This window comes from Microbacterium gorillae, from assembly GCF_050990725.1.
GTDB lineage: Bacteria > Actinomycetota > Actinomycetes > Actinomycetales > Microbacteriaceae > Microbacterium > Microbacterium gorillae_A.
In genome coordinates this window covers 1,220,113-1,245,357 of sequence record NZ_CP158844.1, presented here as the reverse complement: position 1 = coordinate 1,245,357, position 25,245 = coordinate 1,220,113, and the positions used below count along the sequence as shown (strand labels likewise).

24 protein-coding genes are annotated in these 25,245 nt (G+C 67.4%); 13 read left to right on the top strand and 11 right to left on the bottom strand.

Annotated features, from left to right (window positions below; translation table 11 throughout):
• Nucleotides 1–109 precede the first annotated feature (109 nt).
• Complete coding sequence (locus ABTV68_RS05435; RefSeq protein ID WP_433676594.1) at nt 110–1,057, bottom strand: helix-turn-helix transcriptional regulator; 948 nt, start codon at nt 1,055–1,057, stop codon at nt 110–112.
• Between the two features lie 62 nt (nt 1,058–1,119).
• Here ABTV68_RS05435 and ABTV68_RS05430 point away from each other — a divergent pair, with 62 nt between their 5' ends.
• On the top strand, nt 1,120–2,076 hold the full coding sequence (locus ABTV68_RS05430) for an alpha/beta fold hydrolase (protein ID WP_433676593.1): 957 nt from the start codon (nt 1,120–1,122) through the stop codon (nt 2,074–2,076).
• Between the two features lie 50 nt (nt 2,077–2,126).
• Here the strand turns inward: ABTV68_RS05430 and ABTV68_RS05425 are convergent, their stop codons facing one another.
• The 8 genes from ABTV68_RS05425 to ABTV68_RS05390 all read right to left on the bottom strand — a co-directional run bounded on the left by ABTV68_RS05425 (nt 2,127) and on the right by ABTV68_RS05390 (nt 12,071).
• Nucleotides 2,127–3,242, bottom strand: a complete 1,116-nt coding sequence (locus tag ABTV68_RS05425) for an adenosine deaminase (RefSeq protein WP_433676592.1) — start codon at nt 3,240–3,242, stop codon at nt 2,127–2,129.
• A gap of 264 nt (nt 3,243–3,506) precedes the next feature.
• The gene (locus tag ABTV68_RS05420; RefSeq protein ID WP_433676591.1) at nt 3,507–4,799 is read right to left on the bottom strand and encodes a thymidine phosphorylase; all 1,293 of its coding nucleotides are present in this window, start codon (nt 4,797–4,799) and stop codon (nt 3,507–3,509) included.
• Complete coding sequence (locus ABTV68_RS05415) at nt 4,796–5,194, bottom strand: cytidine deaminase (protein WP_231092584.1); 399 nt, start codon at nt 5,192–5,194, stop codon at nt 4,796–4,798. The genes ABTV68_RS05420 and ABTV68_RS05415 overlap by 4 nt, the downstream gene beginning before the upstream one ends.
• A gap of 102 nt (nt 5,195–5,296) precedes the next feature.
• Nucleotides 5,297–6,598, bottom strand: coding sequence for an ABC transporter permease (locus ABTV68_RS05410; protein ID WP_433676590.1), 1,302 nt, complete (start codon nt 6,596–6,598; stop codon nt 5,297–5,299).
• Entirely contained in the window at nt 6,595–7,983 is a 1,389-nt protein-coding gene (locus tag ABTV68_RS05405; RefSeq protein ID WP_433676589.1) for an ABC transporter permease, read from the bottom strand. The genes ABTV68_RS05410 and ABTV68_RS05405 overlap by 4 nt, the downstream gene beginning before the upstream one ends.
• The gene (locus ABTV68_RS05400; RefSeq protein WP_433676588.1) at nt 7,980–9,482 is read right to left on the bottom strand and encodes an ABC transporter ATP-binding protein; all 1,503 of its coding nucleotides are present in this window, start codon (nt 9,480–9,482) and stop codon (nt 7,980–7,982) included. The genes ABTV68_RS05405 and ABTV68_RS05400 overlap by 4 nt, the downstream gene beginning before the upstream one ends.
• Before the next feature lie 129 nt (nt 9,483–9,611).
• Nucleotides 9,612–10,745, bottom strand: a complete 1,134-nt coding sequence (locus ABTV68_RS05395) for a BMP family lipoprotein (RefSeq protein WP_433676587.1) — start codon at nt 10,743–10,745, stop codon at nt 9,612–9,614.
• A 207-nt stretch (nt 10,746–10,952) separates the two neighbouring features.
• Nucleotides 10,953–12,071 carry a mannose-1-phosphate guanylyltransferase gene (locus ABTV68_RS05390; RefSeq protein ID WP_433676586.1) on the bottom strand — a complete coding sequence of 373 codons (1,119 nt, stop codon included), beginning with the start codon at nt 12,069–12,071 and terminating at the stop codon, nt 10,953–10,955.
• Nucleotides 12,072–12,286: 215 nt separating this feature from the next.
• On the opposite strand from ABTV68_RS05390, the gene sdhC reads away from it, so the two are divergent.
• The 7 genes from sdhC to ABTV68_RS05355 all read left to right on the top strand — a co-directional run bounded on the left by sdhC (nt 12,287) and on the right by ABTV68_RS05355 (nt 19,376).
• Entirely contained in the window at nt 12,287–12,721 is a 435-nt protein-coding gene (sdhC, locus tag ABTV68_RS05385) for a succinate dehydrogenase, cytochrome b556 subunit (RefSeq protein ID WP_231092578.1), read from the top strand.
• Nucleotides 12,721–13,167 (top strand): succinate dehydrogenase hydrophobic membrane anchor subunit, encoded by a 447-nt coding sequence (locus ABTV68_RS05380; protein ID WP_231092577.1) that lies wholly within the window; start codon nt 12,721–12,723, stop codon nt 13,165–13,167. Before sdhC ends, ABTV68_RS05380 begins: the two co-directional genes overlap by 1 nt.
• Nucleotides 13,168–13,193: 26 nt before the next feature.
• Nucleotides 13,194–14,996, top strand: a complete 1,803-nt coding sequence (sdhA, locus tag ABTV68_RS05375) for a succinate dehydrogenase flavoprotein subunit (protein WP_433676585.1) — start codon at nt 13,194–13,196, stop codon at nt 14,994–14,996.
• The gene (locus tag ABTV68_RS05370; protein WP_433676584.1) at nt 14,996–15,754 is read left to right on the top strand and encodes a succinate dehydrogenase iron-sulfur subunit; all 759 of its coding nucleotides are present in this window, start codon (nt 14,996–14,998) and stop codon (nt 15,752–15,754) included. Before sdhA ends, ABTV68_RS05370 begins: the two co-directional genes overlap by 1 nt.
• A gap of 209 nt (nt 15,755–15,963) precedes the next feature.
• Nucleotides 15,964–17,214, top strand: coding sequence for a YhjD/YihY/BrkB family envelope integrity protein (locus ABTV68_RS05365; RefSeq protein ID WP_433676583.1), 1,251 nt, complete (start codon nt 15,964–15,966; stop codon nt 17,212–17,214).
• Between the two features lie 132 nt (nt 17,215–17,346).
• Entirely contained in the window at nt 17,347–18,492 is a 1,146-nt protein-coding gene (locus tag ABTV68_RS05360; RefSeq protein WP_433676582.1) for a YihY/virulence factor BrkB family protein, read from the top strand.
• 41 nt (nt 18,493–18,533) lie between these two features.
• The gene (locus ABTV68_RS05355; RefSeq protein WP_433676581.1) at nt 18,534–19,376 is read left to right on the top strand and encodes an exodeoxyribonuclease III; all 843 of its coding nucleotides are present in this window, start codon (nt 18,534–18,536) and stop codon (nt 19,374–19,376) included.
• Here the strand turns inward: ABTV68_RS05355 and ABTV68_RS05350 are convergent.
• Nucleotides 19,364–19,774 (bottom strand): hypothetical protein, encoded by a 411-nt coding sequence (locus tag ABTV68_RS05350; RefSeq protein ID WP_433676580.1) that lies wholly within the window; start codon nt 19,772–19,774, stop codon nt 19,364–19,366. The two genes, ABTV68_RS05355 and ABTV68_RS05350, sit on opposite strands and share 13 nt — an antisense overlap.
• Nucleotides 19,775–19,999: 225 nt before the next feature.
• On the opposite strand from ABTV68_RS05350, the gene trpS reads away from it, so the two are divergent.
• The 4 genes from trpS to ABTV68_RS05330 all read left to right on the top strand — a co-directional run bounded on the left by trpS (nt 20,000) and on the right by ABTV68_RS05330 (nt 23,033).
• Nucleotides 20,000–20,977: a tryptophan--tRNA ligase gene (trpS, locus tag ABTV68_RS05345; RefSeq protein ID WP_433677551.1), complete on the top strand. Its 978-nt coding sequence runs from the start codon at nt 20,000–20,002 to the stop codon at nt 20,975–20,977.
• 65 nt (nt 20,978–21,042) lie between these two features.
• Nucleotides 21,043–21,621 (top strand): GNAT family N-acetyltransferase, encoded by a 579-nt coding sequence (locus ABTV68_RS05340; RefSeq protein WP_433676579.1) that lies wholly within the window; start codon nt 21,043–21,045, stop codon nt 21,619–21,621.
• Between the two features lie 41 nt (nt 21,622–21,662).
• Nucleotides 21,663–22,118 (top strand): hypothetical protein, encoded by a 456-nt coding sequence (locus tag ABTV68_RS05335; RefSeq protein ID WP_433676578.1) that lies wholly within the window; start codon nt 21,663–21,665, stop codon nt 22,116–22,118.
• A 39-nt stretch (nt 22,119–22,157) separates the two neighbouring features.
• Nucleotides 22,158–23,033, top strand: coding sequence for an Fpg/Nei family DNA glycosylase (locus ABTV68_RS05330; RefSeq protein WP_433676577.1), 876 nt, complete (start codon nt 22,158–22,160; stop codon nt 23,031–23,033).
• A 6-nt stretch (nt 23,034–23,039) separates the two neighbouring features.
• On the opposite strand, the gene ABTV68_RS05325 is transcribed toward ABTV68_RS05330, so the two are convergent.
• Nucleotides 23,040–23,690 (bottom strand): TetR/AcrR family transcriptional regulator, encoded by a 651-nt coding sequence (locus tag ABTV68_RS05325; RefSeq protein ID WP_433676576.1) that lies wholly within the window; start codon nt 23,688–23,690, stop codon nt 23,040–23,042.
• A 242-nt stretch (nt 23,691–23,932) separates the two neighbouring features.
• Here ABTV68_RS05325 and ABTV68_RS05320 point away from each other — a divergent pair, with 242 nt between their 5' ends.
• Nucleotides 23,933–25,237 carry an MFS transporter gene (locus ABTV68_RS05320; RefSeq protein ID WP_433676575.1) on the top strand — a complete coding sequence of 435 codons (1,305 nt, stop codon included), beginning with the start codon at nt 23,933–23,935 and terminating at the stop codon, nt 25,235–25,237.
• Nucleotides 25,238–25,245 lie beyond the last annotated feature (8 nt).

Below are 25,245 nucleotides of genomic sequence, written 5' to 3'. Positions count from 1 at the left end.
GCGCACTTCGTCCCGCTGGTGCCCAGGCAGATCGCTGAGCCATCCTCCGGTTGCTGAGCGAGCGAAGCCAGACGAAGTGCCGCTCCCAGCGCTCCTCACGAGAAGCCCCTCACGCACCGTAGCGCTGCACCAGTGCTGCACCGATCCTCGCGAGGTGTTCCCTCACGCCCGGCGGGCTGGAGATGTCGAGCCATTCGACGAGCCCGGCGAGATGCCCCGCGAGACCGTACTCGCTGGGTCCGTGAATGGTGACGTCCACGCGACCATCGGCACCGATCTCGCCGAGACTGAGGTTGTCCCCGAGCGCTGTGCGCAGGAAATCAATCCCCTCCGGCGCACACGTCCCGCATACCTCCACCACCGCACGATGCGCAGCGTCCTCGGCGATGCGGCGCCAGCTGTCCGCGAGGTCGAAGTCCGCCGGGCGGATCGCGGCGTCGTCGGTCACCGTGACCGCGCTGACCCGGTCGATGCGGAAAGTCCGCTGCCCCGCATCGGTGCCCGCAATGAGGTACCACGATGCGCCGGTCGACACGATCCCCAGCGGATGCACGAGACGCTCGGTCTCCCGCCCCGCCGCGTCGATATACCCGAGCGCCACCTGCACGCGCTGGATCACGGCGTTCTGCAGGACCTCGACGAAGCGCGGCGGGCGGGTGTCGACGCGCTCCGAACCACGACGCCAGGAGTCCACGACCAGCGACGATGCAGCCGCTTCGGCGTGATCGCGAAAGCTCTCCGGCAGGGCACGGACCAGCTTACGAAGCGCCGCCCTGACCTCGGGCGTCGCCGCCGCGGCCGGGCCCGCCACGACGAACAGCGCCTGCGCCTCCTGCGCGGTGAGGCCTGACAGATCGATGCGAGCCCCGCCGAGCAGTCGCCACCCGCCGCCGCGGCCCTGCACGGAATACACCGGGAGCCCCGCCATGCCGAGCGCGTCGAGATCCCGCCGCGCCGTGCGCTCGGAGATCTCCAGCTCCGCGGCGACCTCTGCGGCGGTGACCCGCTCGCGCCGCTGCAGCATGAGGAGGATGGCCACCAGCCGATCGGATCGCATATCTTCATTCTCGCGTTTTAACCGGTCATGCTGTGGCCTATTTAGCTCCCTAGCGTGGAACTATGAACTCTGAATCACTGATGTCCTTTCCTGAGCCCACGATCATCGCCGTCAACGGCGTCGAACTGGAGGTGTTCGAGGCGGGCGCCCACAATGCGGGGCGGCCCATCGTGCTGTGCCACGGCTTCCCTGATCTCGCCTACACCTGGCGTCATCAGGTGCCTGCACTCGTGGCCGCGGGCTATCACGTGATCGTCCCCAACCAGCGCGGCTACGGCAACTCCGCCCGCCCGGAAGGCGTCGAGGCCTACGACATCGAGCACCTCACCGGCGATCTGGTGGCCCTCCTCGATCATTACGGATACGCCGACGCCACCTTCATCGGTCACGACTGGGGCGCATTCGTGGTGTGGAGTCTCACGGTGCTACACCCGGACCGGGTCAACCGTGTGATCGCGTTCAGCATGCCGTACCTCGCGCGCGGCGAGATGCCGTGGCTGGACTTCATGGAGGCGGTCCTCGGCAGCGAGTACTACTTCGTTCACTTCAACAAGCAGCCCGGCGTCGCCGCCGCCGTGTTCGATGCGGACCCCGGCCGATTCCTCACCAACCTGTATCGCCGGAACACGCCTCTGCTGCCGCCGGAGCCCGGGATGGAGCTGATCAGGATCGCTCGCACCGACGCGCCGCTCGGTGAGCCGCTGCTGACCGAGGGTGACCTCGCCGTCTACACGGCAGCGTTCGCGACCTCCGGATTCACCGGCGGGATCAACTGGTATCGAAACCTCAATCGCGACTGGCACCAGCTCGGGGCAGCCGATCCGATCATCCGCCAGCCCGCGCTGATGATCTACGGCGACCGCGACACCGTCATGCGCGCCGAGAGTCTCGCGTCGCTTGTGCCCAACGTCACCGAGACCAGCCTCGACACCGGCCACTGGGTTCACCAGGAGCGCCCCGTCGAGGCGAACCAGAAGATCTTGGAGTGGTTGGCGAGCCACGACGCCAGCGCGTCCTGACGGGACAGCCGAGTGACCGCGCAGAGATGCGGTCACTCGGCTCCCGGCTCTCAGCGGGCGAAGCCCTCGCCGATGAGCTCGATGAGCTCCTCGCGCTCCTCTACCGACAGGAAGGCGGCGGCAGCGGCGTTGAGCTGGAAGGACTCGATGTCCTCGAGGCCGTAGCCGAACGCCTCGGCGAGCAGCGCCAGCTCGCGCGTGAGGGAGGTGCGGCTCATGGTGCGGTTATCGGCGTTCACGGTGACCGCGAAGCCGAGCTGGAACAGCAGGTCGAACGGGTGGTCGGCGATCTGGTCGCCCCACGCCTCAATGGCACCGGTCTGCAGGTTGGACGACGGCGACAGCTCCAGCGGGATCTCGCGGTCGCGCACCCAGCGCGCCACGTTGCCGAACTGCACGCGCACTTCGTCTTCGGCACGTCCCACGATGCTCAGGTCCTCGGCGATCCGGGTGCCGTGGCCCAGGCGCAGCGCCCGACCGTCGATCAGCGCCGAGCGGATGGAGTCCACTCCCGCGCCCTCGCCCGCGTGCACCGTCACCGGGAGGAACTCCCCCGCCAGGTAGGTGAACACGTCGGCATACTCCGATGCGGGGTTGCCGTCCTCGGCACCCGCGATGTCGAAGGCCACGACGCCGGAATCGCGCGAGGCGACGGCGAGCTCGGCGACCTCGCGCACGTACGCTCCGCCGCGGATCGCGGACAGGATCTGGGAGACCCGGATCTCCGCGTCGTTGTCGTCGGCGTCGTCCTCGCCCTGCTCCAGTCCGTCCTGAACCGCGTCGACGGCCTCGGCCATCGACAGTCCGCCGGCGATGTGCAGCTCCGGTGCCCATCGCACCTCGCCGTACACCACACCGTCGGCGACGAGGTCTTCGACGTACTCGCGCGCGACGCGGGTGAGCGCCTCGCGCGTCTGCAGCACGGCCAGCACCGGTTCGAACGCCGTGAGGTACTCCTCCAGCGATCCGGACTGCGTGCGCTGCAACATCCAGGCCACCAGGCCATCGGCGTCCGCGGCGGGCAGCTCGATGCCGGCCTCTGCTGCCAGCTCCACCACGGTCTCGGGGCGAATCGCGCCGTCCAGGTGATCGTGAAGCGAGACCTTGGGCAGGCTGCGCAGCGAGACACCGTCGATGCGGACGTCGCCATGGGCGTCGATGGACATGTTTCCTCCGATGGGACGGGGCGAATGAGAGGCACTCGCAGACTACGCGGTGCGGCCGCGGGATACGAGCGGGCGAGTCATCGCGGGCGCGCCGCGGACACGCCCACCATCATCCCCCGCTATCACCCGCGAGACTTCCGTCTGTGGGCGACAATCACCGCGTTGCACGGATTCTCACCCACAGGCGGAAGTCTCGCGGGACATGGGTGAACGCAAGCGGGCCGGGTCTCGCGCGCCCGATCCTCGGACGCGCGAGACCTCAGATCAGGCCGTGATGCGCTCGCGCACGATCGGCGTGCGCTCGAGAGCGGTGTCACCGATCTCCCACGCACCTTCGACGGACGCCAGGGCACCGGCGAAGCGGGCCTCGTCCTCCGCGGAGAGCGTGAAGATCGGGTCCCCCGCGCGGACGGCATCGCCCGGCTTCACGTGCAGGTCGATTCCCGCGGCGTGCACGACCGCGTCTTCGGCGCGAGCGCGACCCGCACCGAGTCGCCACGCGCCCACGCCGAACGGCAGCGCCTCCATGCGCGTGATGAATCCGTCGCGCGGCGCGGTGACCGTGTGCGTCTCCCGCGCCACCGGAAGCGCTGCATCCGGGTCGCCGCCCTGCGCGATGATCATGGTGCGCCAGTGATCCATGGCGCGTCCGTCGGACAGCGCCGCTTCGACGTCCGCGTCCGGCTGTCCGGCGAGCGCCAGCATCTCGCGGGCGAGTGCGAGGGTGAGTTCCACGACGTCCGCGGGGCCACCGCCGGCAAGCACCTCCACCGACTCGCGAACCTCGTTGGCGTTGCCGATCGCAAGTCCCAGCGGCACGTTCATATCGGTGAGCAGCGCCGTGGTGGAGACGCCGGAATCTGTTCCCAGCGCCACCATCGTCTCGGCCAGTTCCCGCGCGCGATCGATGTCCTGCATGAACGCACCGGAGCCGAACTTCACGTCCAGCACCAGGGCACTCGTGCCCTCGGCGATCTTCTTCGACATGATCGACGAGGCGATCAGCGGGATGGCCTGCACGGTGCCCGTGACGTCACGCAGGGCGTACAGCTTCTTGTCGGCGGGAGCCAAACCCGTGCCGGCGGCACAGATCACGGCACCCGCATCGCCGCGGAGCTGGGCGAAGATCTCCTCGTTCGACAGCGCGGCACGCCAGCCCGGAATCGACTCGAGCTTGTCGAGCGTGCCACCGGTGTGACCGAGCCCCCGACCGGACAGCTGCGGCACGGCTACACCGAAAGCGGCCACCAGCGGAGCCAGCGGCAGGGTGATCTTGTCGCCGACACCACCCGTGGAGTGCTTGTCGACGGTGGTCTTGCCGAGTCCGTCGAAGCTCATCCGCTCCCCGGAGGCGATCATCGCGTCCGTCATCACGCGGATCTCGTCGCGGCTCATGCCGTTGAGGAAGATCGCCATCGCGAACGCGGACATCTGGGCATCGGACACGTATCCGCGGGTGTAGGCGTCGATCATCCAGCGCAGCGCGTCTTCGGAAACGGCATGGCGATCGCGCTTGGCGGCGATGACGTCGACGGCGGCAAACGGCTCCAGGCTCATCGTGCCGCCTCCTCGAGGTTGCGCGGACCGAAGGCGTCCGGCAGCACCTCATCGATGGTGCGGATACCGGAGACGGTCTCCAGCAGCATGCCGGGAACAGCGTGCTCGAACAGCAGCTGACGGCAGCGACCGCACGGCATCAAGGTGCGTCCCTCGCCATCCACGCACACGAACGCCACCAGCTGGCCGCCGCCGGACATGTGCAGCGCCGACACCAGGCCGCACTCGGCGCAGAGGGTCACGCCGTAGGAGGCGTTCTCCACGTTGCAGCCCGACACGATGCGCCCGTCGGTGACGAGGGCCGCGGCCCCCACCTTGAATCGCGAGTACGGCACGTAGGCCTTCTGCATGGCTTCAACGGCCGCGGTGCGCAGCTCGTCCCAGGCGATGTCCATGTGTTCCTCTCCTGCGGCTCGTGGCCGCGTCGACGATGTTCTGTGTGCACGAATGGGCCCAATCCGGGTCGAATTGGGCCCATTCATGAGCTGGAAAGTGTGTCAGCCCTTGATGTAGGGCTTGCCGGACGCCGCCGGGCCCTTGATGCGGCCGACGAATCCGGCGACCGCAATCAGCGTCACCACATACGGCAGCATCAGCAGGAACTCCTTCGGCACGGGCGACTGCAGCGCGCTGAAGGTGTTCTGCAGGTTCTGCGCGAAGCCGAACAGCAGCGCGGCGAACGTGGCGCGCATCGGGTCCCAGCGACCGAAGATGACCGCGGCGAGGGCGATGAAGCCGAGGCCGTTCGTCATGTTCTGCGTAAACAGCGGCACCGATGCGAGCGTGAAGTACGCGCCGCCCACACCGGCGATCGCACCCGCGAGCACCACGTTGGTGAAGCGCACCCGGTTGACGTTGATGCCCACGGTGTCGGCGGCACGCGGGTACTCGCCCACGGCGCGGACACGCAGGCCCCAGCGGGTGCGGTAGAGGCTGAAGGCCACGAACGGCACCACGATGTACATCAGGTACACGATGAAGGGCTGGTTGAACAGCACCGGACCGATGACGGGGATGTCCCCGAGCAGCGGGATCTTCAGGTTGCCGAACTGCGCGGGAGTGTTCAGGGCCGGGGCGTTCGGCACCAGCACGATCTGGTACAGGAAGCTCGTGAGACCCAGCACCAGACCGTTGAGCACGACACCGATGATGACCTGTTCGACGAGGTACTTGATCGCGAACGCAGCCAGCACGAACGCCACCAGCATGCCGCCGATCATCGCGCCGATGAGTCCGACATAGGGGTTGTGCGTGATGGATGCGGTGATCGCGGCCATGAACGCGCCGAGCAGGAACTGCGCCTCGATGGCGACGTTGACCACACCCACGCGCTCGCCGATGATGCCGCCGAGGGCACCGAACACGAGCGGGACGGCCAGCGAGAGCGCGCCCGAGAGCAGACCGACGACGGGAACCTTACCGCTGGCACCGGCGGCGGCCCACGTCACGAAGACGAAGACGCCCAGCACGCCGAACAGCACGGGGACCCACGCTCCCGCCTTGCGGCGGAGCACCGTTGCCACCCACGACCACGCTGCCAGCAGCGCGAGCACCACCATGCAGACGACGATCGTGGCATCCGCGGGAATCGGAAGGTCGCCCAGGACGACCGGGATCTTCTGCGACGAGTTCGGGTCCAGGTTGAAGATCGCATCGCCGTGACGCGGCGCGAGCAGGAGCAGCAGTCCGAGCAGCGCGAACGCAGCGGTCAAGGAGACCGGCACCTTCAGCTTCAGCGGCGTCTTGATGTCCGCCGTCGCCGCTGCGGGCGCGGGCGTCTGGATGTCAGCCACGGTCATGCCGCCACCGCCTTCGTCTTGGCCGCCTTCTTGGCTGCCTTGGCCTTGAGCTTCGCCGCGATCTCCGCGTCGCTCTTGGGGAGGAAGAAGATCGTGCGCACCAGCGGCGGGGCCGCGATGAACAGCACGATGATCGACTGGACCACCACAACGATCTCGGACGGGATTCCCTGTCCGCTCATCGCGAAGGATCCGGCCTTCAGTGCGCCGAACAGGAGTCCGGCGGCGAACACGCCACCGGCGCGGCTGCGTCCGAGCAGCGCCACGGTGATCGCGTCGAAGCCGACTCCCGCGTCAAAGCGGTTGTCGAAGCCGGAGGTCGTGACGGCGGTCACCTGGTACGCACCGGCGATGCCCGCAAGAGCACCGGCGAACATCATCGCGTAGACGTACATGCGGTCGACGCTGATGCCGGCGGCACGAGCCGCGTGCGGGTTCTCGCCCACGGCGCGCATGCGGAACCCGAGGCTCGAGCGCTCCATCAGCCACCAGACGACCACCGTGAGGATGATCACCACGATCAGACCGAGATTCAGGCCGGGGAACTGGGGACCTGCCAGCTGCGGCAGCTGCGCGGTCTCGGGGGTCGCCACCGACTGGGACTGGTTCGAGCCGGGCTTCTGCAGACCGGGCGTGCGCACCAGGAAGCCCACGAGGTTGAGGGCGATCCAGTTGAGCATGATCGTGAGGATCACCTCGTGCGCGCCGGTGCGCGCCTTCAGGAATCCGGCGATGCCGGCCCAGGCCGCACCGCCGAGAGCCGCGACCAGGATGGTGAAGGGGATGTGCAGCCACAGCGGCATCGACATCTGGAACGACAGGAAGCCCGCGAACACACCCGCGATGAGCATCTGGCCCTGCGCACCGATGTTGAACAGGCCGACGCGGAACGCGAGACCGACGCCGAGACCGGCAAGGATCAGCGGGACCGCGAAGCCGAGCGTGTTGGTCAGCGGCCGGATCATCCGGACGAAGTTGGCCGCCTCGGGATCGAAGATCGAGCCTCGGAACAGGGCCCAGTATCCGTTGGAGACGGCCTGCCAGATGGCGGAGATCGTATCCATCGGCCGGCTGAAGAAGTAGCCGGAGGCCTTCTGCACGTCGGGATCGGTGGCGGCGATCAGGATGCCCCCGATGATGAACGCCGCGACGATCGCGAACAGCGTCGTCACGACGCTGCCGCGCAGGATCTCTCGCATGACGGCGTTGCCGCGCGGCACCGGGATGTTCTGGATGTTCCGGCTCGGCTCGCCCTGAGCGGCGGCGGCGCCGGCGGTGTTCGCGACCTCGGTGGTGATGGTCTTCTCGGCGGCGACCGCCTCGGGGGCAGCCGTCGGGCCGGCTGCGGCGAGCGGATCGTCCGATCCGGTGTTCTTCTCGTTCATGCTGCCTTCTCTCCCGCCATCAGGAGGCCGAGGACGTCGCGCGGGGTGTCCGCGGGGACGATGCCCATGATCTGTCCGCGGTACATCACCGCGATCTTGTCCGCCAGCGCCGTGACCTCGTCGAGCTCTGTGGAGACGACGATCACCGGAACCCCGGAATCACGCGTCTCGACGACGCGTTTGTGAATGAACTCGATCGAGCCCACGTCGACGCCGCGCGTGGGTTGCGATGCGATGAACAGCGTGAGGTCGCGACTCAGCTCGCGCGCGATCACGACCTTCTGCTGGTTTCCGCCGGACAGGGCCGCCGCCGGAGTCTGCGGTCCCTGCGTGCGGATGTCGTATTCCGCGATGCGGTCGCGGGCGAACTCATCGAGAGCTCCGCGCCGGATGGTGCCGACGGAGGCGAACTGTGGATCCGAGGAACGGTCCAGGATGAGGTTCTCCGCCACGGAGAAGGAGCCGACCAGGCCGTCTTCGTTGCGGTCCTCGGGGACGAAGCCGACACCGGCATCCAGCACCGCGCGCACGTTCTTGCCCACCAGTTCGACATCTCCCAGGCGAGCGGAGCCGGTGACGCGGTTCTGCATGCCCACGAGCGCCTCGACCAGCTCGGTCTGTCCGTTGCCCTGCACACCCGCGATGGCGAGCACCTCGCCCGGGCGCACCTCGAAGCTGATGTGGTCGACGGCGAGCTGCCCCGACGGGAGCTGGACGCTCAGGTCGCTGACGACCAGACCGCCGGGCCGGATGTTCGGTGCGTCCTTGTGAACGGTCAGCTCGACCGCGCGCCCCACCATGAGGGACGCCAGCTCGGTGTTGCTGGCGGTCGGCGAGGCCTCCCCCACCACACGGCCGAGGCGGATGATGGTGATGCGATCCGCCACCTCGCGCACCTCGCGCAGCTTGTGGGTGATGAAGACGATCGCCGTGCCCTCTTCGCGCAGCTGGCGCATGATCGCCATCAGCTCGTCCGTCTCCTGCGGGGTGAGCACCGCGGTGGGCTCGTCGAACACCAGCACACGGGCGTCACGTGCCAGTGCCTTGATGATCTCGACGCGCTGCTGCACACCGACCGGGAGGTCTTCGACGATCGCGTCGGGGTCGATCTCGAATCCGAAGCGCGCGGCGACCGTGCGCACGTGCTCGCGAGCCGCGTCGATGTCGAGGATGCCGGGGCCGTGCGTCTGCTCGTGACCGAGCATCACGTTCTCCGCCACGGTGAACACCGGAATCAGCATGAAGTGCTGGTGCACCATGCCGATGCCGGCCGACATGGCATCACCGGGGCCGGCGAAGTTCTGGACGACGTCGTCCAGCAGGATCTCGCCCTCGTCAGCCTGGTACAGGCCGTAGAGGACGTTCATCAGGGTGGACTTTCCGGCACCGTTCTCCCCGAGCAGCGCGTGGATCTCACCGGGCTGGACGGTCAGGGAGATGTGGTCGTTGGCGACGAGGTTGCCGAACCGCTTCGTGATTCCGCGGAGCTCAAGCTTCATGGGTGCACCTTATCGAGGACACGGGTTCAGAGGACAGAGCGCATTCGAGGTAACAGCACGCTCTCTCCGGGGTGATGACAGCAGATGCGGCCGGGCGGAGGACTCCGCCCGGCCGCATCCCGGAGTGGGTCAGGCCTTCGGCGAAGAGACCGAGGTGACCGTGATCTTGCCGTCGATGATGTCCTGCTTCAGGGCATCCAGCTTGTCGGTGAGACCCGCAGGCAGCTTCGACTCGAAGTCGTGGAAGCTGGAGAGGCCGACACCGTCGTTCTCGAGCGTGCCCAGGTACGGGGTCACGTCCACGTTGCCAGCAGCGGCTTCCTTGACCGACGTGTAGACGGCCTCGTCGATGCGCTTCATGATCGAGACCAGCACCTTGTCGGCGACCGACGGGTCGGACACGGCCACGTCGGAGTCGACGCCGAGCATGACGTCGCCCTCTGTCATGGCGGCAGCGGCCGACTGGTAGATGGGTCCGCCGACCGGGAGCAGCACGTCGGCGCCCTGGTCAAGCAGCGACTGAGCGGTCTGCTTGGCGGTGTCGTTGGCCGCGAAGCCACCCGTCATCTGACCGTTCTGCGCGGCGACGTCCCAGCCGATGGCCTCGACGTTCTTGCTGTTGTCCTCGTTGAACTTCTTCACACCGTCGACGAAGCCATCCATGAAGATGGTGACCGGCGGGATCTGGATGCCGCCGAAGGTGCCGACCTTGTTGACACCGCTCGCGTCGGACCACGCGGCCGCAGCGTAGCCGCCGAGGTAGGCCGCCTGGACGGTGTCGAACAGCAGCGGCTTGATGTTCGGAGCGTCCGTCTTGCCGTCCTGGTCGACGTCTGCGGAGTCGTCGATGATGGCGTAGTTGATGTCGGGATTGGCCTTCGCCGAGTCCACCGTGGCCGCGGCCAACTTGTAACCAACCGTGACGATGTAGGTGCAGTTCTGGCTGACCAGCTGCTCCAGGTTAGGTGCGTAGTCGCTGTCACCATCGGACTGCAGCTCGACGGTCTCGACGCCGAGCTCGGCGGCGATCTTGTCGAGGCCCTCCTTGGCGGACTGGTTGAACGACTTGTCGTTCCAACCGCCGTCGTCGGAGACGATGCAGGGCTTGAAGTTGCTGTCGGCGGGCTTCTCGGCACCGCTGGTGGCGCCGGCGCCCGACGTGGACGTGGTGTCTTCGGGTGCGGCACCACAGCCGGCGAGCGCGAAGAGCAGGCCGGCTGCTGCTGCGACGCCCGCGATCTTCTTGGTGGTTGAGATGGTCACTCAGGCCTCCACGGGATAGGCCCCGCGGACTTCACGGGAGCATTCGAAAACTACCCGGAAACATGCGCGCTTCGACGGGTGCAGATCCAATGGTTATCGAGATGCAACAGATCCTCAACGTCGTGCTCATATGAGCATGACGTTGCGATTTCGCCCGCGATAATGCGCGCTGACCTGCGCAGATGATCACGACGAACCGTGCGCGAACTACAGGACGTCGCCGCGGCCGGTGAGCTTCAGGGCGTCCACCACGCCCTTCACGCGCTGGGCGTGCTCGCTCGTGGTCACCAGGAGCGCATCCGGGGTGTCGACCACCACGATGTCGCGCACGCCGATGAGCGAGATCACCCGCTTGGTCTGGCTGACGACGATGCCACTGGACGCGTCGGCGAGCACGCGGGCCTCCGCGCCGATGATGGCCAGATCGCTCGGTCGACCGCGGTTCTGCAGCTTCGCCAGGCTCGCGAAGTCACCCACGTCATCCCAGTCGAAGTGGCCGGGGATCACCGCGAGGCGTCCGGCATCCGCCGCCGGCTCGGCCACGGAGTAGTCGATGGCGATCTTTTCGAGCCGAGGCCAGATGCGATCGACCGCCGGGCCACGCAGGTCCTTGTCGTCCCACGCCTCGGCCAACTCGATGAGGCCGGCGTGCAGCGCCGGCTTGGTGCGGCGCAGCTCCTCCAGCAGCACATCGGCGCGCGAGATGAACATCCCCGCGTTCCAGAGATAGGTGCGCTCCTCGAGGTATTGCTTCGCCGTGGCGAGGTCAGGCTTCTCGACGAAGCGCTCCACCAGCGCCGCCTCGGGGGCGCCGTCCACCGCAAGCTCATCGTCGGCGCGCTTGATGTAGCCGAAACCGACCGACGGCTCGGTGGGCGTGATGCCGATGGTGCAGATGTACCCGGCGCGGGCCACAGCAACAGCCTGCTGCACGGCCCACTCGAACACCCGCTCCCCGCGAATCACATGGTCCGCGGCGAAGGATCCGATGATGACGTCCGGATTGCGGCGATGCAGGATCGCGGCAGCGAGGCCGATCGCCGCAGATGACTCGCGCGGCTCGGACTCCAGGAACACGTTCCTGTCTGCGAGGTCGGGCAGGTGCTCCTCCACCGCAGCTCGGTGCGCACGGCCGGTGACGACGGCGATGCGATCGGATCCAGCGAGAGGGAGCAGTCGCTCCCAGGTGTCGCGGAGCAGAGAGTGACCTGAACCCGTCAGATCGTGCAGGAACTTCGGCGCATCGGCGCGAGACAGCGGCCACAGACGGCTGCCGATGCCTCCGGCCGGGATCACAACATAGAAGTCGTCCAGGGGCGCAGTCATGCCCCTCACCGTACCGGTCCGCTGCGACGGCTTCCTGGCGGCTCGCACAGCGGGGCCGATGCGAGCGTCCCATGCTGACGGCGCGCCCGGGGAACGGCCCACTACCCCCGAGAGTAAGGGTGTCCTTTCTCGACCCGTCTGCACTGCGGGCATAGGATGTGGATGCGCTCGCGTGCCGTTCACGCCCGCGCTTCTCATCGATCAGGGAGGACGACGTGTCCACAAGCGCTCGCTTGACACCGTCGGTATCCGAGACCACATCGAAGACGCCGCGCGGAACCCTGTATCGGGGTAACGAAGGCATGTGGTCCTGGGTTCTGCACCGCATCACCGGTGTCGCGATCTTCTTCTTCCTGCTGGTCCACGTGCTGGACTCGGCATTGCTGACTGTGTCGCCGGAGGCGTACGACGCCGTGATCGGCACGTACAAGAACCCGGTCATGGGCCTGGGTGAGACGGTGCTCGTCGCCGCCATCGCCTTCCACGCCTTCAACGGTCTGCGCATCATCCTCGTCGACTTCTGGTCGAAGGGCGCCAAGTACCAGCGTCAGCTCTTCTGGGGCGTCATCGCGGTCTGGGTCGTCGTGATGGCAGGCTTCGCCCCCGCGCACCTGGTGCGCGTGTTCAGCTCTGTGGGAGGTGGTCACTGATGACCGCGGAGATGCTCGCGATGCCGCGCACGCCGCACGTCAAGCGCAACGGCGGCTTCAACCTCCAGAAGTGGGGCTGGCTCTACATGCGCATCAGCGGCGTGCTGCTGATCGTGCTGATCTTCGGACACCTGTTCGTCAACCTCCTCACGGGTGAGGGCATCCACCAGATTACGTTCGGATTCGTCGCGGGCAAGTATGCCGGCGGTTTCTGGCAGGTCTGGGATGGACTCATGCTCTGGCTCGCGCTGATCCACGGCGCGAACGGCATGACCACCGTCACCAACGACTACGTGACCCACAAGACCGTTCGCACGGTGCTCGTCAGCCTGATCTGGATCGCCGCGGCCGTCCTGATCATCCTCGGCACCTACGTCGTGATCGCCTTCGATCCGTGCATCGGCGCCACCGCCGGTGACGTGGTCGCCGGCGTGACGTGCAGTTGAGCGGGAACTCCGAGAGGCATCACAGCGTGGCTACTGAGACAGCAGACTCCTACGTCAAGGACGGCGTGCACTACCACCAGTTCGACGTCGTCATCGTCGGCGCCGGTGGCGCGGGCATGCGCGCGGCGATCGAGGCCGGACCCGGCGCGAAGACCGCGGTCATCTCCAAGCTCTACCCGACGCGTTCCCACACGGGCGCAGCGCAGGGCGGTATGGCCGCCGCGCTCGGCAACGTCGAAGAGGACAGCTGGGAGTGGCACACCTTCGACACCGTCAAGGGCGGCGACTACCTCGTCGACCAGGACGCGGCGGAGATCCTCGCGAAGGAGGCCATCGACGCGGTCATCGACCTCGAGAACATGGGCCTTCCGTTCAACCGCACGCCCGAGGGCAAGATCGACCAGCGCCGGTTCGGAGGCCACACCCGCGATCACGGCAAGGCGCCCGTGCGCCGCGCCTGCTACGCGGCGGACCGCACCGGCCACATGATCCTGCAGACGCTGTTCCAGAACTGCGTGCGCCTGGGCATCAACTTCTTCAACGAGTTCTACGCTCTCGATCTCATCACCGTGGGCGAGGGCAAGGACACGAAGATCGCCGGCGTCGTCGCCTACGAGCTGGCCACCGGCGACATCCACGTGTTCCACTCGAAGGCGGTCGTCTTCGCCACCGGCGGCTTCGGCAAGATGTTCAAGACCACCTCCAACGCCCACACCCTCACCGGCGACGGCGTCGGCATCATCTGGCGCAAGAAGCTGCCGCTGGAGGACATGGAGTTCTTCCAGTTCCACCCCACCGGCCTCGCGGGCCTCGGCATTCTCCTCACCGAGGGTGCTCGTGGTGAGGGCGCCATCCTCCGCAACGCCTCGGGTGAGCGCTTCATGGAGCGCTACGCCCCCACCATCAAGGACCTCGCGCCGCGTGACATCGTCGCGCGGTCGATGGTCCAGGAGGTGCTGGACGGTCGCGGTGCGGGTCCCCACAAGGACTACGTGCTGCTGGACTGCACGCACCTGGGCGCCGAGGTGCTGGAGACCAAGCTCCCCGACATCACCGAGTTCGCCCGCACCTATCTGGGCGTGGACCCGGTGGTCGAGCCGGTTCCGGTGATGCCGACCGCGCACTACGCGATGGGTGGGATCCCCACCAACAACGACGCCGAGGTGCTCGCGGACAACAACACGGTGGTTCCGGGCCTATACGCCGCCGGCGAGTGCGCCTGCGTGTCGGTGCACGGCTCCAACCGGCTCGGCACCAACTCGCTGCTGGACATCAACGTGTTCGGCAAGCGCGCCGGTCGCAACGCGGTGAAGTACGCGAACTCTGCCGAGTTCGTCCCGCTTCCGGAGAACCCCGCGCAGGCCGTCATCGACATGGTCGAGGGCGTGCGCAACGCGAAGGGCACCGAGCGCATCGCGACGCTGCGTAAGCGACTGCAGGACGAGATGGACATGAAGGCTCAGGTGTTCCGCACCGAGGAGTCCCTCACCAGCGTGCTGGGCACCATCGAGGAACTGCGCGAGCGCTACAAGAACATCTACGTCGACGACAAGGGTCGCCGCTTCAACACCGACCTCCTCGAGGCGATCGAGCTGGGCTTCCTGCTCGACCTCGCCGAGGTGGTCGTGTACGCGGCCCGCAACCGTGAGGAGAGTCGTGGCGGTCACATGCGCGACGACTTCCCCAAGCGCGACGACGAGAACTACATGAAGCACACGATGGCCTACCTCACCGGAGACCCCCACTCCGATGACGCCACCGACCACATCAAGCTGGACTGGAAGCCCGTCGTCGTCACCCGCTACCAGCCGATGGAGAGGAAGTACTGATGTCGACTGATCTCGCCGAGGCGCCCACCAACGACTCCGGTGTGCAGGCCTACACGGTCACGTTCATCATCCGTCGCTTCGACCCGGAGCAGGACGCTGAGCCGCGCTGGGTGGACTATGACGTTGAGCTGTACGCCACCGACCGCGTGCTGGACGCACTGCACAAGATCAAATGGGAGGTCGACGGCTCGCTGTCGTTCCGCCGCTCGTGTGCGCACGGCATCTGCGGCTCGGACGCGATGCGCATCAACGGCCGCAACCGCCTCGCCTGCAAGACGCTGATCAAGGACCTGGACATCTCCAAGCCGATCTACGTTGAGGCGATCAAGGGTCTGCCGCTGGAGAAGGACCTCATCGTCGACATGGAGCCGTTCTTCGCCTCCTACCGCGAGGTGCAGCCCTTCCTGCAGCCCGCGAAGGTAGCCGAGCCTGGCAAGGAGCGCACGCAGTCCATCGCTGAGCGTGAGCGCTTCGACGACACCACCAAGTGCATCCTCTGCGCCGCGTGCACGTCGTCCTGCCCCGTCTTCTGGACCGACGGCCAGTACTTCGGCCCGGCCGCCATCGTCAACGCGCACCGCTTCATCTTCGACTCGCGTGACGACGCCGCGGACGTCCGTCTGGACATCCTCAACGACAAGGAAGGCGTGTGGCGCTGCCGCACCACCTTCAACTGCACCGAGGCATGCCCCCGCGGCATCGAGGTCACCAAGGCCATCGCCGAGGTCAAGCAGGCGGTGCTTTCGGGCCGCCGCTGACCTTCACGAACGAGAGGGGCGCCGTCATTGACGGCGCCCCTCTCGTTCTGCGTTAGCGCCAGGCCGTCGTCCCCGTCAACCCGTCGGGCTCATTCGGAGCCGATCGGTTAGCGTGGGCGGGTGAGCGCTATCCGAGTCATCGCCGTCGGCCTGCCCGTTCGAGAGGGATGCCCGGATCCATCGGCAGAGTTCGGGAAGGCGGTGGCGCGGTGAGCGAGGCAGAGCGGCGCGGCGACGCAGGGACCGAGGGCGCGAACGAGCCCTCGGGACCGGCCGCGGTGGTGCAGCACGCGCAGGAGACGGCCGAGAAGGTCCTGCAGTGGTTTCCGGTGCGAGTCTTCCAGCGTTTCTCGCGGCGCAACGGCCAGACGCTGGCGGCCGGGGTCAGCTATCAGGCTCTGTTTGCCATCTTCGCCGCGCTCTACCTGGCATTCGCCGTCACCGGTCTGTGGTTGGGCAGCAGCGCCGCCGCCATCGACGGACTGATCGACGTCATCAATCAGTACCTGCCGGGTGCGATCAAGGAGAGCGGGGGGATCATCTCCCCCGACGCGGTCCATGACGTCGCGTCGCAGAGCGCGACCACCCTCGGTGTCACCGGTATCGTCGCCCTCCTCGTCGTGCTGTTCACCGCTGTCGGGTGGATCGGGGCCATCCGCGCCACCGTGCGCGACATCTTCGGTCTTCCCAACGAGACGGGAAACGCGGTCCTGCTCAAGGTGCGCGATCTTCTCGCGGCCATCGGCTTCGCCGTCCTGCTGCTGATCGGCGCGGTCCTCGGTTGGGGAACCACGTCGGCGTTCAGCTGGCTCTTCTCCTTCCTGCAGTGGACGGATGACGGCTGGCTCGCCTTCGTGAGTCGGGTCGTGTCGATCGCCGTGCTGTTCGCCGTGAACACGGTGACGCTCGTCGTGCTGTTCCGCTTCCTCACGGCCACCTCGCTGAGCAACCGTCATGTCCTTCCGGGCGCGCTTCTCGGCGGTGGGGCGGTCGCGGTGCTGCAGCTCGCGTTCGGCTTCCTGATCGGCAAGACGCCCAGCAACCCACTGCTCGTCACGTTCGCGGTGTTGATCGGTCTGCTGCTCTGGATCCGCTTCGTGATGATGGCGATTCTTCTGGCGGCAGCATGGGTCGCCGAGTCCGCGGATGACAACGACGTCGTGATCGAACGCGTCGGTGCCCGCGAGCAGCGGATCCAGGACGCGCTCGTGCTGGTGGACGCCGCGCAGTTGGAACTCACCGAGGCTCGCGGCGCCGTTGCGGAGGCCGGATTCTGGCATCGGCGTCGCGCACGCCGCGACGTGACCGAGGCCCAGAAGAAGCTCGACCTGCGTCAGCGGGAGCTGGAACAGCTGGAGGCCACACCCGCCGAGCGCATCACCGCACGCCAGCGCATCGAGCAGACCCTGCTGCGTGAGCGCGAACTGAAACGCCAGCGCGAGGGCTCATCGCCCGACTGAGCCCCTCCGCGTGCCGCGAACGCATGATGGCGCGCCGAGATCATGACGGATCGCGTGAATCCCTCCTGCTTTCGGCGCATGCTCCTGCCTTCACGACGTGGGCTGGCGGGAAGGCACCCGTAGGCTGAAGGGGTGAGCGCCGAGAGTACGCAGCCGGGCCGGGAAGCCCGGACCCGACCGCTCGCACACGCCCTCACGAACTCCTTTCCGCTGCGCGTGTGGGTGCGCTTCAACCGACGCAACGGACTCCTGCTCGCGTCCGGAACGAGCGACCAGGCCGTGTTCGCCGTCTTCGCGGCGCTGTACATCGCGGTGGCGGTGCTCGGGATCTGGCTGGGTTCTTCCGAGCAGGCCGTCGACCCGCTGCTGGGCCTCGTCAGTGGGCTCGCACCCGGGCTGATCTCCCTTGACGGCGGACCGGGACTGATCTCCGACGCTCAGATCAGCGAGCTCGCCGCCGGTGCACGCCCGGTCTGGTCGGTCACCGGCATCGTGGCATTCGTCGTGTTCGCGTGGACTGCGGTGGGGTGGGTCACGTTCCTCCGCAGCGCTGTCCGCGACATGTTCGGGCTCCCCGCCGTCGACGCGCACTTCGCGGTGGTGAAAGTCTGGGACGCGGTCGCGGCGCTGGGCTACGCCATCCTGCTGCTCACCGGTGGCGCGATGAGCGCGATCGGGACGTCCGCCCTCGGCGGTGTGTTCGACGCCCTGGGCTGGACCGACTCGGTGCCGGCCGTCGTGGTGCTCGGCCGATCAGCCACGGTCGTGGTCACGCTGCTCGTGGACTTCGTGGTGCTCGTCACGCTGTTCACCTGGTTGAGCGGCACGGACCTGAGCCTTCGACAGGTTCTTCCTGCATCCGTCGCGGGATCGGTCGCGCTGGTCATCCTCCAGTTCTCCGCCGGCTGGCTGCTCGGACGGCCGCCGGCGAACCCGCTCATCGCGACCTTCGCCATCCTGCTCGGACTGTTCCTGTGGTTCCGGGTGGCGATGATCGTCGTCCTGCTGGCCGCAGCGTGGATCACCGAGCGCGCCGATGAGACCGACACCCCGATCGTCGAGCGCAGTGAGCACGAGCGCCGCATCGATGAAGCCGACCTCATGGTCCGTGCCGCGGAGGTGCGACTTCGGGAGGCGAGGCTGGCGCGCCGAGACGCCGCGTGGGCGGCGCGCGGCCGCGCCATCCGCACCGTGACGCGGGCGCGCGAAGAGCTGGAAGAGGCGCGCGATCGGTTAGCCACGCTGGAAGCGCAACGCCCGCATCGCGGCCGGCGTTGACGCCGCGGATCAATGTCCGCGGGGGTCGATAGCCTGTACTCATGACACGTCTTCGCATCGCATCCGTGAACGTCAACGGCATTCGAGCGGCGGTGCGCAACGGCATGCACGACTGGCTGGAGACCGCGGACGTCGACGTCCTCACGCTCCAGGAGGTCCGTGCGCCGCGCGCCGAACTCGAGAAGGCCCTGCCCGGCTGGACCATCGTCGACGAGGAGGCAACGGCGAAGGGTCGTGCGGGCGTCGCCATCGCGAGTCGCACCGAGGCCGACGCGGTCCGCATCGGAATCACGGCTGCGGAACATGACACCGCCGGACGCTGGATCGAGTCCGACTTCCTGGTCAACGGCCGCACCGTCACGGTCGTGTCCGCGTACGTCTTCACCGGTGAGGCGGAGACTCCGGCCAAGCAGGATCCGAAGTGGGCCATGCTCGACGCCATGACGCTGCGCCTTCCCGAACTCAGCGCCGACGATGCGCTCGCCCTGGTCACGGGCGACCTCAATGTGGGCCACCGCGAGCTGGACATCAAGAACTGGAAGGGCAACGTCAAGAAGGCGGGGTTCCTTCCCCGCGAGCGCGCGTACTTCGACCGATTCCTCGGCGCAGCCGGGACCGAGATCACCGGAGTGGACGGATCGGTCGGCGTCGGCCTCGGCTGGATCGACGTGGGGCGTGCGCACGCGGGCGAGGTCCCGGGCCCCTACACCTGGTGGTCGGCCCGCGGCAAGGCGTTCGACAACGACTCGGGATGGCGGATCGACTACCACCTCGCGTCTCCCGCGCTCGCCGCGGTGGCGTCGAACTACTCGGTGTTCCGCGCACCCAGCTACGACACCCGCTGGAGCGACCACGCTCCCGTGATCGTCGACTACGAGATCTGAGACGACGACGCCGTGGGCGCGGACGGTGCGATCTGCACACCGCGCCCGCGTGCGGAATCGACGCGGCGCAGTACGGCGATCTCTTCGTCGGTGAAGCAGCGCCGCGGGAACACCAACGCCACGTTCGTGCCCGTCCGCTGCATGAGCACGGTGTCGGGGTAGATGATCGCTCGCCGGAAGACCGGCAGGAGCGTGGACGCAGATCCGGCGGGTCCCGCCGTCTTCACAGAGCCGTCCTCGAGGTGCACGTGAAGCTCCGAACCGACCGGCATCCCCGAGCGCGACGCGCGCGTGACCCGACGCCCCAGCGTGAAGGGCATCAGCGCGATGGTCAGCACCGCGACCGCCGCAGCGAGCCAGCACCACGGCTCCGCTGCGAGCGCGACGATCACGAACACCAGAGCCCCCCAGGGCGAAGACAACCAGCGGCACCAGAGTCGCCGGACGCGTCATCGCGTGACGGGTGAAGTCGCGACGAATGCCGCGGATGTCCGCTTCGGTCACGGTGATCGCCTGGCCCATGCCGTCAGTATGTCAGGGCCGCAGATCGGGTGCGCGCCGGAGTGATCGCGGAGCACGCGTAGGATCGAGGGGTGACTGGAAAAGCGCGCCTCTACTCTGGAATGCAGCCCTCCGCCGACTCCCTGCAGATCGGCAACTACATCGGTGCGCTGATGCAGTGGCGCGGCCTGCAGGACTCCTACGACGCGTTCTTCTCCGTCGTCGACCTCCACGCCCTCACCGTGCCGCAGGATCCCGAACAGCTGCGGGAGAAGACACGCCGCACCGCGGCGCAGTACATCGCGGCTGGGATCGAACCGACGCGTTCCACGCTCTACGTGCAGTCGCACGTGCCCGCCCACCCGGAGCTGGCATGGATCCTTTCGACGCTCACCGGTTTCGGTGAAGCCGGACGCATGACCCAGTTCAAGGACAAGTCGGCGCGCTACGGCGCGGACACCACCAGCGTGGGACTGTTCACCTACCCGGTGCTGATGGCCGCGGACATTCTGCTGTACCAGACGGATGTCGTCCCCGTGGGCGAGGACCAGAAGCAGCACGTGGAGCTCACCCGCGACCTGGCGGAGCGGTTCAACTCGCGTTTCGGGGAGACCTTCCGCGTACCCAACCCGGTGATCCAGCAGGAGACCGCACGCATCTACGACCTCCAGAACCCGACGTCGAAGATGTCGAAGTCGGCGGAGAACCAGTCGGGTGTGCTGTACCTGCTCGACGAGCCCAGCGTCAACGCGAAGAAGATCATGCGTGCCGTCACCGACAACGACGGCACCGTGCGCTACGACCGGCAGAACAAGCCCGGTGTCTCGAACCTGCTCGTTATCATGTCCGCTCTCACCGGCCGTCAGGTCCCGGCGATCGAGGACGAGTTCGCGGGCAAGGGCTACGGCGACTTCAAGAAGGCCGTGGCCGAAGCCATCGTCAACGAGTTCGAGCCGGTACGCGCGAAGGCGCTCGAGCTCATGGCGGACCCCGCTGAACTCGACCGCGTCCTGTCCGTGAACGCGGGCAAGGCGGAGGCCGTGGCCGATCAGACGCTCGGCGACGTGTACGACAAGGTCGGCCTGCTGCGCCGACGCTGAGCACCACACGTTCGACGGAGGGAGCGGCAGTCGTCCGCTCCCTCCGTCCTTTTCGCAGGACCCTGATGAACACCCCGATTCTTCGCACACCGCGCCTGACCCTGTCCGCGCCGACCGCCGGGGACGCTCCGGCGATCACCGACGCCTGCCAGGATCCGGAGATCCCCCGCTGGACGCCGCTGCCATCGCCGTACACGGCCGAGCATGCGGCGGCGTTCATCGATGAGGCGCAAGCGCGGGCGGCGGCGGACACCGGCTATGAGTGGGCGATCAGAACCGCACCCGACGATGAGACCGCACCTCTGGTCGGAATGATCAGCCTCACCCGCCGGGGCCCGGGCACTGCGGAGATCGGCTTCTGGATACGCGGCGACCAGCGGGGGAACGGCTACCTCACCGAGGCCGCCCGTGCGGTGATCGATCACGGATTCGAGCCGTCGGGACTCGGTCTGGACCGTCTGGAATGGAACGCGGCGGTCGGCAACATCGCCTCCGCTCGCGCGGCACGCGCCCTCGGATTCCGCTTCGAGGGCGTGCGCCGCGGAGCGTTCGTCACGACGAGCGGCGGACGCACCGACGGATGGAGCGCGGGGCGGCTGTTCACCGACTCCCCCGCCCCGGTCGCATGGACCGTCCTGGGCTGAGTCGCCTGGACGCATACCGACCCGCGAGGTAGGGTCGCGGCATGCGGACGATCGTTGCCACCGGAACCGTCGCGCTGGGGCTGGTGCTGGCGCTCTGCGGGTGCGCTCCGGAGCCGATCGTGGAGCTCGCTGTCCCGGAGGAATCCGCCGTCGCCACGCCGATTCCCACGCAGCCTCCACCTTCCGCCGAGGTGGTCACACCCGCGCTGCCGGAGAACGCGATCATGATCGCCGAGTACGCCCCCACCCAGGGTCCGCTCCCGAGAACGACAACGCGTGAGTTCGTCGGGACGATGGGTGCCGACCTGACGTGTACGGGTGGCGCCCCGCTGACGTTCGGGGTGCTCTCCGGCAGCTCCGCCGAGGTCCCCTGCGATGGGAAGACCTACCGCATCCAGCATGATTCGAACCTCTCCGCCGAGGACGGAGGGCTCGAGGTGACGGCGGACCCTGACACACGGTGGGCGGCGGTCGTCTGGCTCTATCCCGAAGGCTGACGGGTCGCCGGTGTCGGTGCCGGGTGGCAGGATAGGCGCATGCCTGAGATGCCGGAGGTGCAGGGACTCGTCGACTATCTCGACGACCGTCTGACGTCACGCACGATCACGAAGGCGACCGTCGCCTCGATCGCTGCGCTGAAGACCTTCGATCCGCCCATCGACCGGCTCGTGAACAGCACCGTGCGCGGGGTCGCGCGGCACGGCAAGTTCATCGACATCATCACGGTCACGGGAGACGGGGACGAGCTTCATCTCGTGTTTCATCTCGCAAAGGCCGGGTGGCTGCGCTGGTACGACGCGCTGCCCGCCACGGTCATCAAACCGGGCCGCACGCCCATCGCCCTGCGCATCGCCTTCGATGACGGTGCCGGCTTCGACCTCACCGAAGCGGGCACCAAGAAGTCCCTCGCGGTGTACGTCACCCGCGACCCCCAGACCGTACCGGGGATCGCACGACTCGGACCCGACCCCCTGTACCCGCCGATGAGTCTCGAGGACTTTCGCGCGCTGCTCGCCGGCCGCCGGACGCAGATCAAGGGGCTGCTGCGCGACCAGTCGATCATCGGCGGCATCGGCAACGCCTATTCGGATGAGATCCTGCACGCCGCGAAGCTGTCGCCGTACGCGATCGCCGCAACGCTCGGCGACGACGACACCGCGCGGCTGCACCAGGCCATGATCGAAACGCTCACCACGGCGATCTCCGTCGCCTCGGGCAAACCACCCGCGGAGCTGAAGGATGCGAAGCGGGCCGGCATGAGCGTGCATGCCCAGGCGGGCAAACCCTGTCCGGTCTGCGGCGACACGGTACGCAGCGTGTTCTTCGCGGATCGCTCGCTCGAGTACTGCCCCACCTGCCAGACCGGCGGCAAGCCGCTCGCGGATCGCCGGCTCAGCCGACTGCTGAAGTAGGCGCGCTCACGCGGCGAGCACGGGCAGTGCGGCGTCGAACGCCTGACGCCCCGCGGGAGTGAGCCACTCGCCCACAACGCCGCGAATCTCCTGTGCCAGATCCACCTCGGCATCGAAGAGCCACTGCAACTGGAGTCCGTCCATCAGAGAGGTGAGGAGCAGCGCGGCATTTGCCGCCTCGAGGTCCGCTCGCACCAGACCGCGCGCTTGGAGGGCGCGAAGCGCTCGCGCCGTTCCCCCGCGAATACGTTCGTTGCGCCGCGCGAAGTAGTCGTGAGCGGGATGATCGGTAGCGGCCGCCTCGGCGGACAGCCGCACGAAGAGCTCGATCAGGCCGGGTACCAGCCGGTTGTGGTCTGCGAGCTCGACCATGCCGCGGAGCACTCCCATCGCGCCGTGCGTCTGGACGTACGGCGCGAACCGCTCCTGGTCCTCTTCGTCCCGCGCCTCGAGCACCGCATGCAGGAGGGCTTCCTTATCGGTGAAGTGGTGCAGCAGTCCGGCGCGGGAGATGCCGCATGCTGCAGCGATCTCCAGAATCGTCGCCGACATGAAACCGCGCTCGGCGAAGTGCTCCGACGCGGTGCGGATGATCACGTCACGGCGCGCGCGACCGTTGGCGTAGCCGCGTGCTTCGGCGTCCTCGGTCGGAGTCATGCTGACACGGTAGCACTCATCGAGCCAAAACCAACACATGTGTAGGGATTGACCGAGCTCCGGGTGATCCGCGACGCACGAAGGGCCCCAAAACAGCTCGTTGATCAGCCCTTTTCACAAACACCTACACGGGTGTCGGTTTTAATGCTAGCGTCAGCGCATCGGTCACGGCGGACCGCCTCGGTCCCCGTCCGACCGGCACCACGCCCCACTCGATACCCCTGACCTGGCAAGGATTGACAATGTCGTCGACTTCACCCGACGCGCCGGAAACGGTGCAACCGCCGCTCACGCAGACCACCTATGTCCGCACGGCCTCCGGCGAGGACGACCCGCCCCCGCCGCTGAAGGGCCTGGGTCGCCTCCTCGGCTCGATCATCCCGGCCAACTTCGCGATCTTCCTCGTCTGGGGCGCCGTGCCCGGCGTGCTCCTGCCGCACCAGATCGAGCTGCTCTTCCCCGAGAGCAAGATCGCCACCTTCGCGGTGATCGCCACGGTGGGCGCCCTCTGCGCCCTCGTGGCCCAGCCGGTGGCCGGTCAGCTGTCCGACCGCACCCGGTCGAAGTACGGCCGCCGCGCACCGTGGATGATGCTGGGTGTGCTCGGCGGCGGGCTGGCGCTCGTCGGCCTCGCGTTCGCCAATTCCTTCGTGGGAATCCTGATCGCCTGGTGCCTCGTGCAGATCGCCTACAACTTCGCGCAGGGTCCGCTCTCCGCTGTCCTGCCCGACCGCGTGCCGATCGCCCGCCGCGGCACCTTCGCCGCGCTGTCCGGGATCGGCCTGATGGCCGGCGCCCTGGGCGGGCAGGTCATCGGCTCGATGCTGTTCGACAGCCTCACCGTCGGCTACATCTTCTTCGCGGTCTTCGCGTTCGCCGTGATCGGGCTGTTTGTGATCCTCAACCCGGATCGTCCCAGCACCAACTTCGAGCGCGATCCGTTCAGCTTCCGCGACTTCATCAGCACGTTCTGGGTCAACCCGATCAAGCACCCCGACTTCTTCTGGGCCTTCACCGGACGCCTGCTCCTCTACACCGGTTACTTCGGTGTCACCGGGTACCAGCTGTACATCCTCGGCGACTACATCGGCATCGAGAAGCCCCAGACCGTCATCGCGCTGCTCGGCATCGTGGGTCTCGTCGGCACGATCATCGCCACTGTCATCTCGGGACCACTGTCGGACCGGGTGGGTCGACGCAAGCCCTTCGTGTTCGGCTCCTCCGTGGTGATGGGGCTGGCGCTCGCGCTGCCGTGGCTGTGGCCCACCTACGAGTCGTGGCTCATCATGACCGCCGTCATCGGCTTCGGCTTCGGCATGTTCCAGGCCGTGGACACCGCCCTCATGAGTCAGGTGCTGCCGTCGGCGAAGTCGTTCGCCAAGGACCTGGGTGTCGTGAACATCGCCGCCACGCTGCCGCAGACCTTCGCTCCGGGTTTCGCCGGTGCGGTCGTCCTGGTGTTCGGCTACGAAGGGCTGTTCCCGATCGGCATCGTGCTCAGCATTCTCGGCGCCGTGTGCGTCTGGTTCATCAAGTCCGCCAAGTAGGAAGAGAT

Bases quoted from the DNA above. Each gene is read 5' to 3' on its own strand.
- ABTV68_RS05415 (WP_231092584.1), bottom strand. From the start codon at position 5,194: ATGGACATCGCCTGGGACGAGCTGCGCACCGCGGCCGTTGAAGCCATG.
- ABTV68_RS05420 (WP_433676591.1), bottom strand. From the start codon at position 4,799: ATGAGCCTGGAGCCGTTTGCCGCCGTCGACGTCATCGCCGCCAAGCGC.
- ABTV68_RS05355 (WP_433676581.1), top strand. From the start codon at position 18,534: ATGACACGTCTTCGCATCGCATCCGTGAACGTCAACGGCATTCGAGCG.
- ABTV68_RS05380 (WP_231092577.1), top strand. From the start codon at position 12,721: ATGACCGCGGAGATGCTCGCGATGCCGCGCACGCCGCACGTCAAGCGC.
- ABTV68_RS05405 (WP_433676589.1), bottom strand. From the start codon at position 7,983: ATGAACGAGAAGAACACCGGATCGGACGATCCGCTCGCCGCAGCCGGC.
- ABTV68_RS05320 (WP_433676575.1), top strand. From the start codon at position 23,933: ATGTCGTCGACTTCACCCGACGCGCCGGAAACGGTGCAACCGCCGCTC.
- ABTV68_RS05410 (WP_433676590.1), bottom strand. From the start codon at position 6,598: ATGACCGTGGCTGACATCCAGACGCCCGCGCCCGCAGCGGCGACGGCG.
- ABTV68_RS05430 (WP_433676593.1), top strand. From the start codon at position 1,120: ATGAACTCTGAATCACTGATGTCCTTTCCTGAGCCCACGATCATCGCC.
- ABTV68_RS05335 (WP_433676578.1), top strand. From the start codon at position 21,663: ATGCGGACGATCGTTGCCACCGGAACCGTCGCGCTGGGGCTGGTGCTG.
- ABTV68_RS05390 (WP_433676586.1), bottom strand. From the start codon at position 12,071: ATGACTGCGCCCCTGGACGACTTCTATGTTGTGATCCCGGCCGGAGGC.
- ABTV68_RS05330 (WP_433676577.1), top strand. From the start codon at position 22,158: ATGCCTGAGATGCCGGAGGTGCAGGGACTCGTCGACTATCTCGACGAC.
- ABTV68_RS05370 (WP_433676584.1), top strand. From the start codon at position 14,996: ATGTCGACTGATCTCGCCGAGGCGCCCACCAACGACTCCGGTGTGCAG.
- ABTV68_RS05340 (WP_433676579.1), top strand. From the start codon at position 21,043: ATGAACACCCCGATTCTTCGCACACCGCGCCTGACCCTGTCCGCGCCG.
- ABTV68_RS05400 (WP_433676588.1), bottom strand. From the start codon at position 9,482: ATGAAGCTTGAGCTCCGCGGAATCACGAAGCGGTTCGGCAACCTCGTC.
- ABTV68_RS05325 (WP_433676576.1), bottom strand. From the start codon at position 23,690: ATGACTCCGACCGAGGACGCCGAAGCACGCGGCTACGCCAACGGTCGC.
- trpS (WP_433677551.1), top strand. From the start codon at position 20,000: ATGCAGCCCTCCGCCGACTCCCTGCAGATCGGCAACTACATCGGTGCG.
- ABTV68_RS05425 (WP_433676592.1), bottom strand. From the start codon at position 3,242: ATGTCCATCGACGCCCATGGCGACGTCCGCATCGACGGTGTCTCGCTG.
- ABTV68_RS05435 (WP_433676594.1), bottom strand. From the start codon at position 1,057: ATGCGATCCGATCGGCTGGTGGCCATCCTCCTCATGCTGCAGCGGCGC.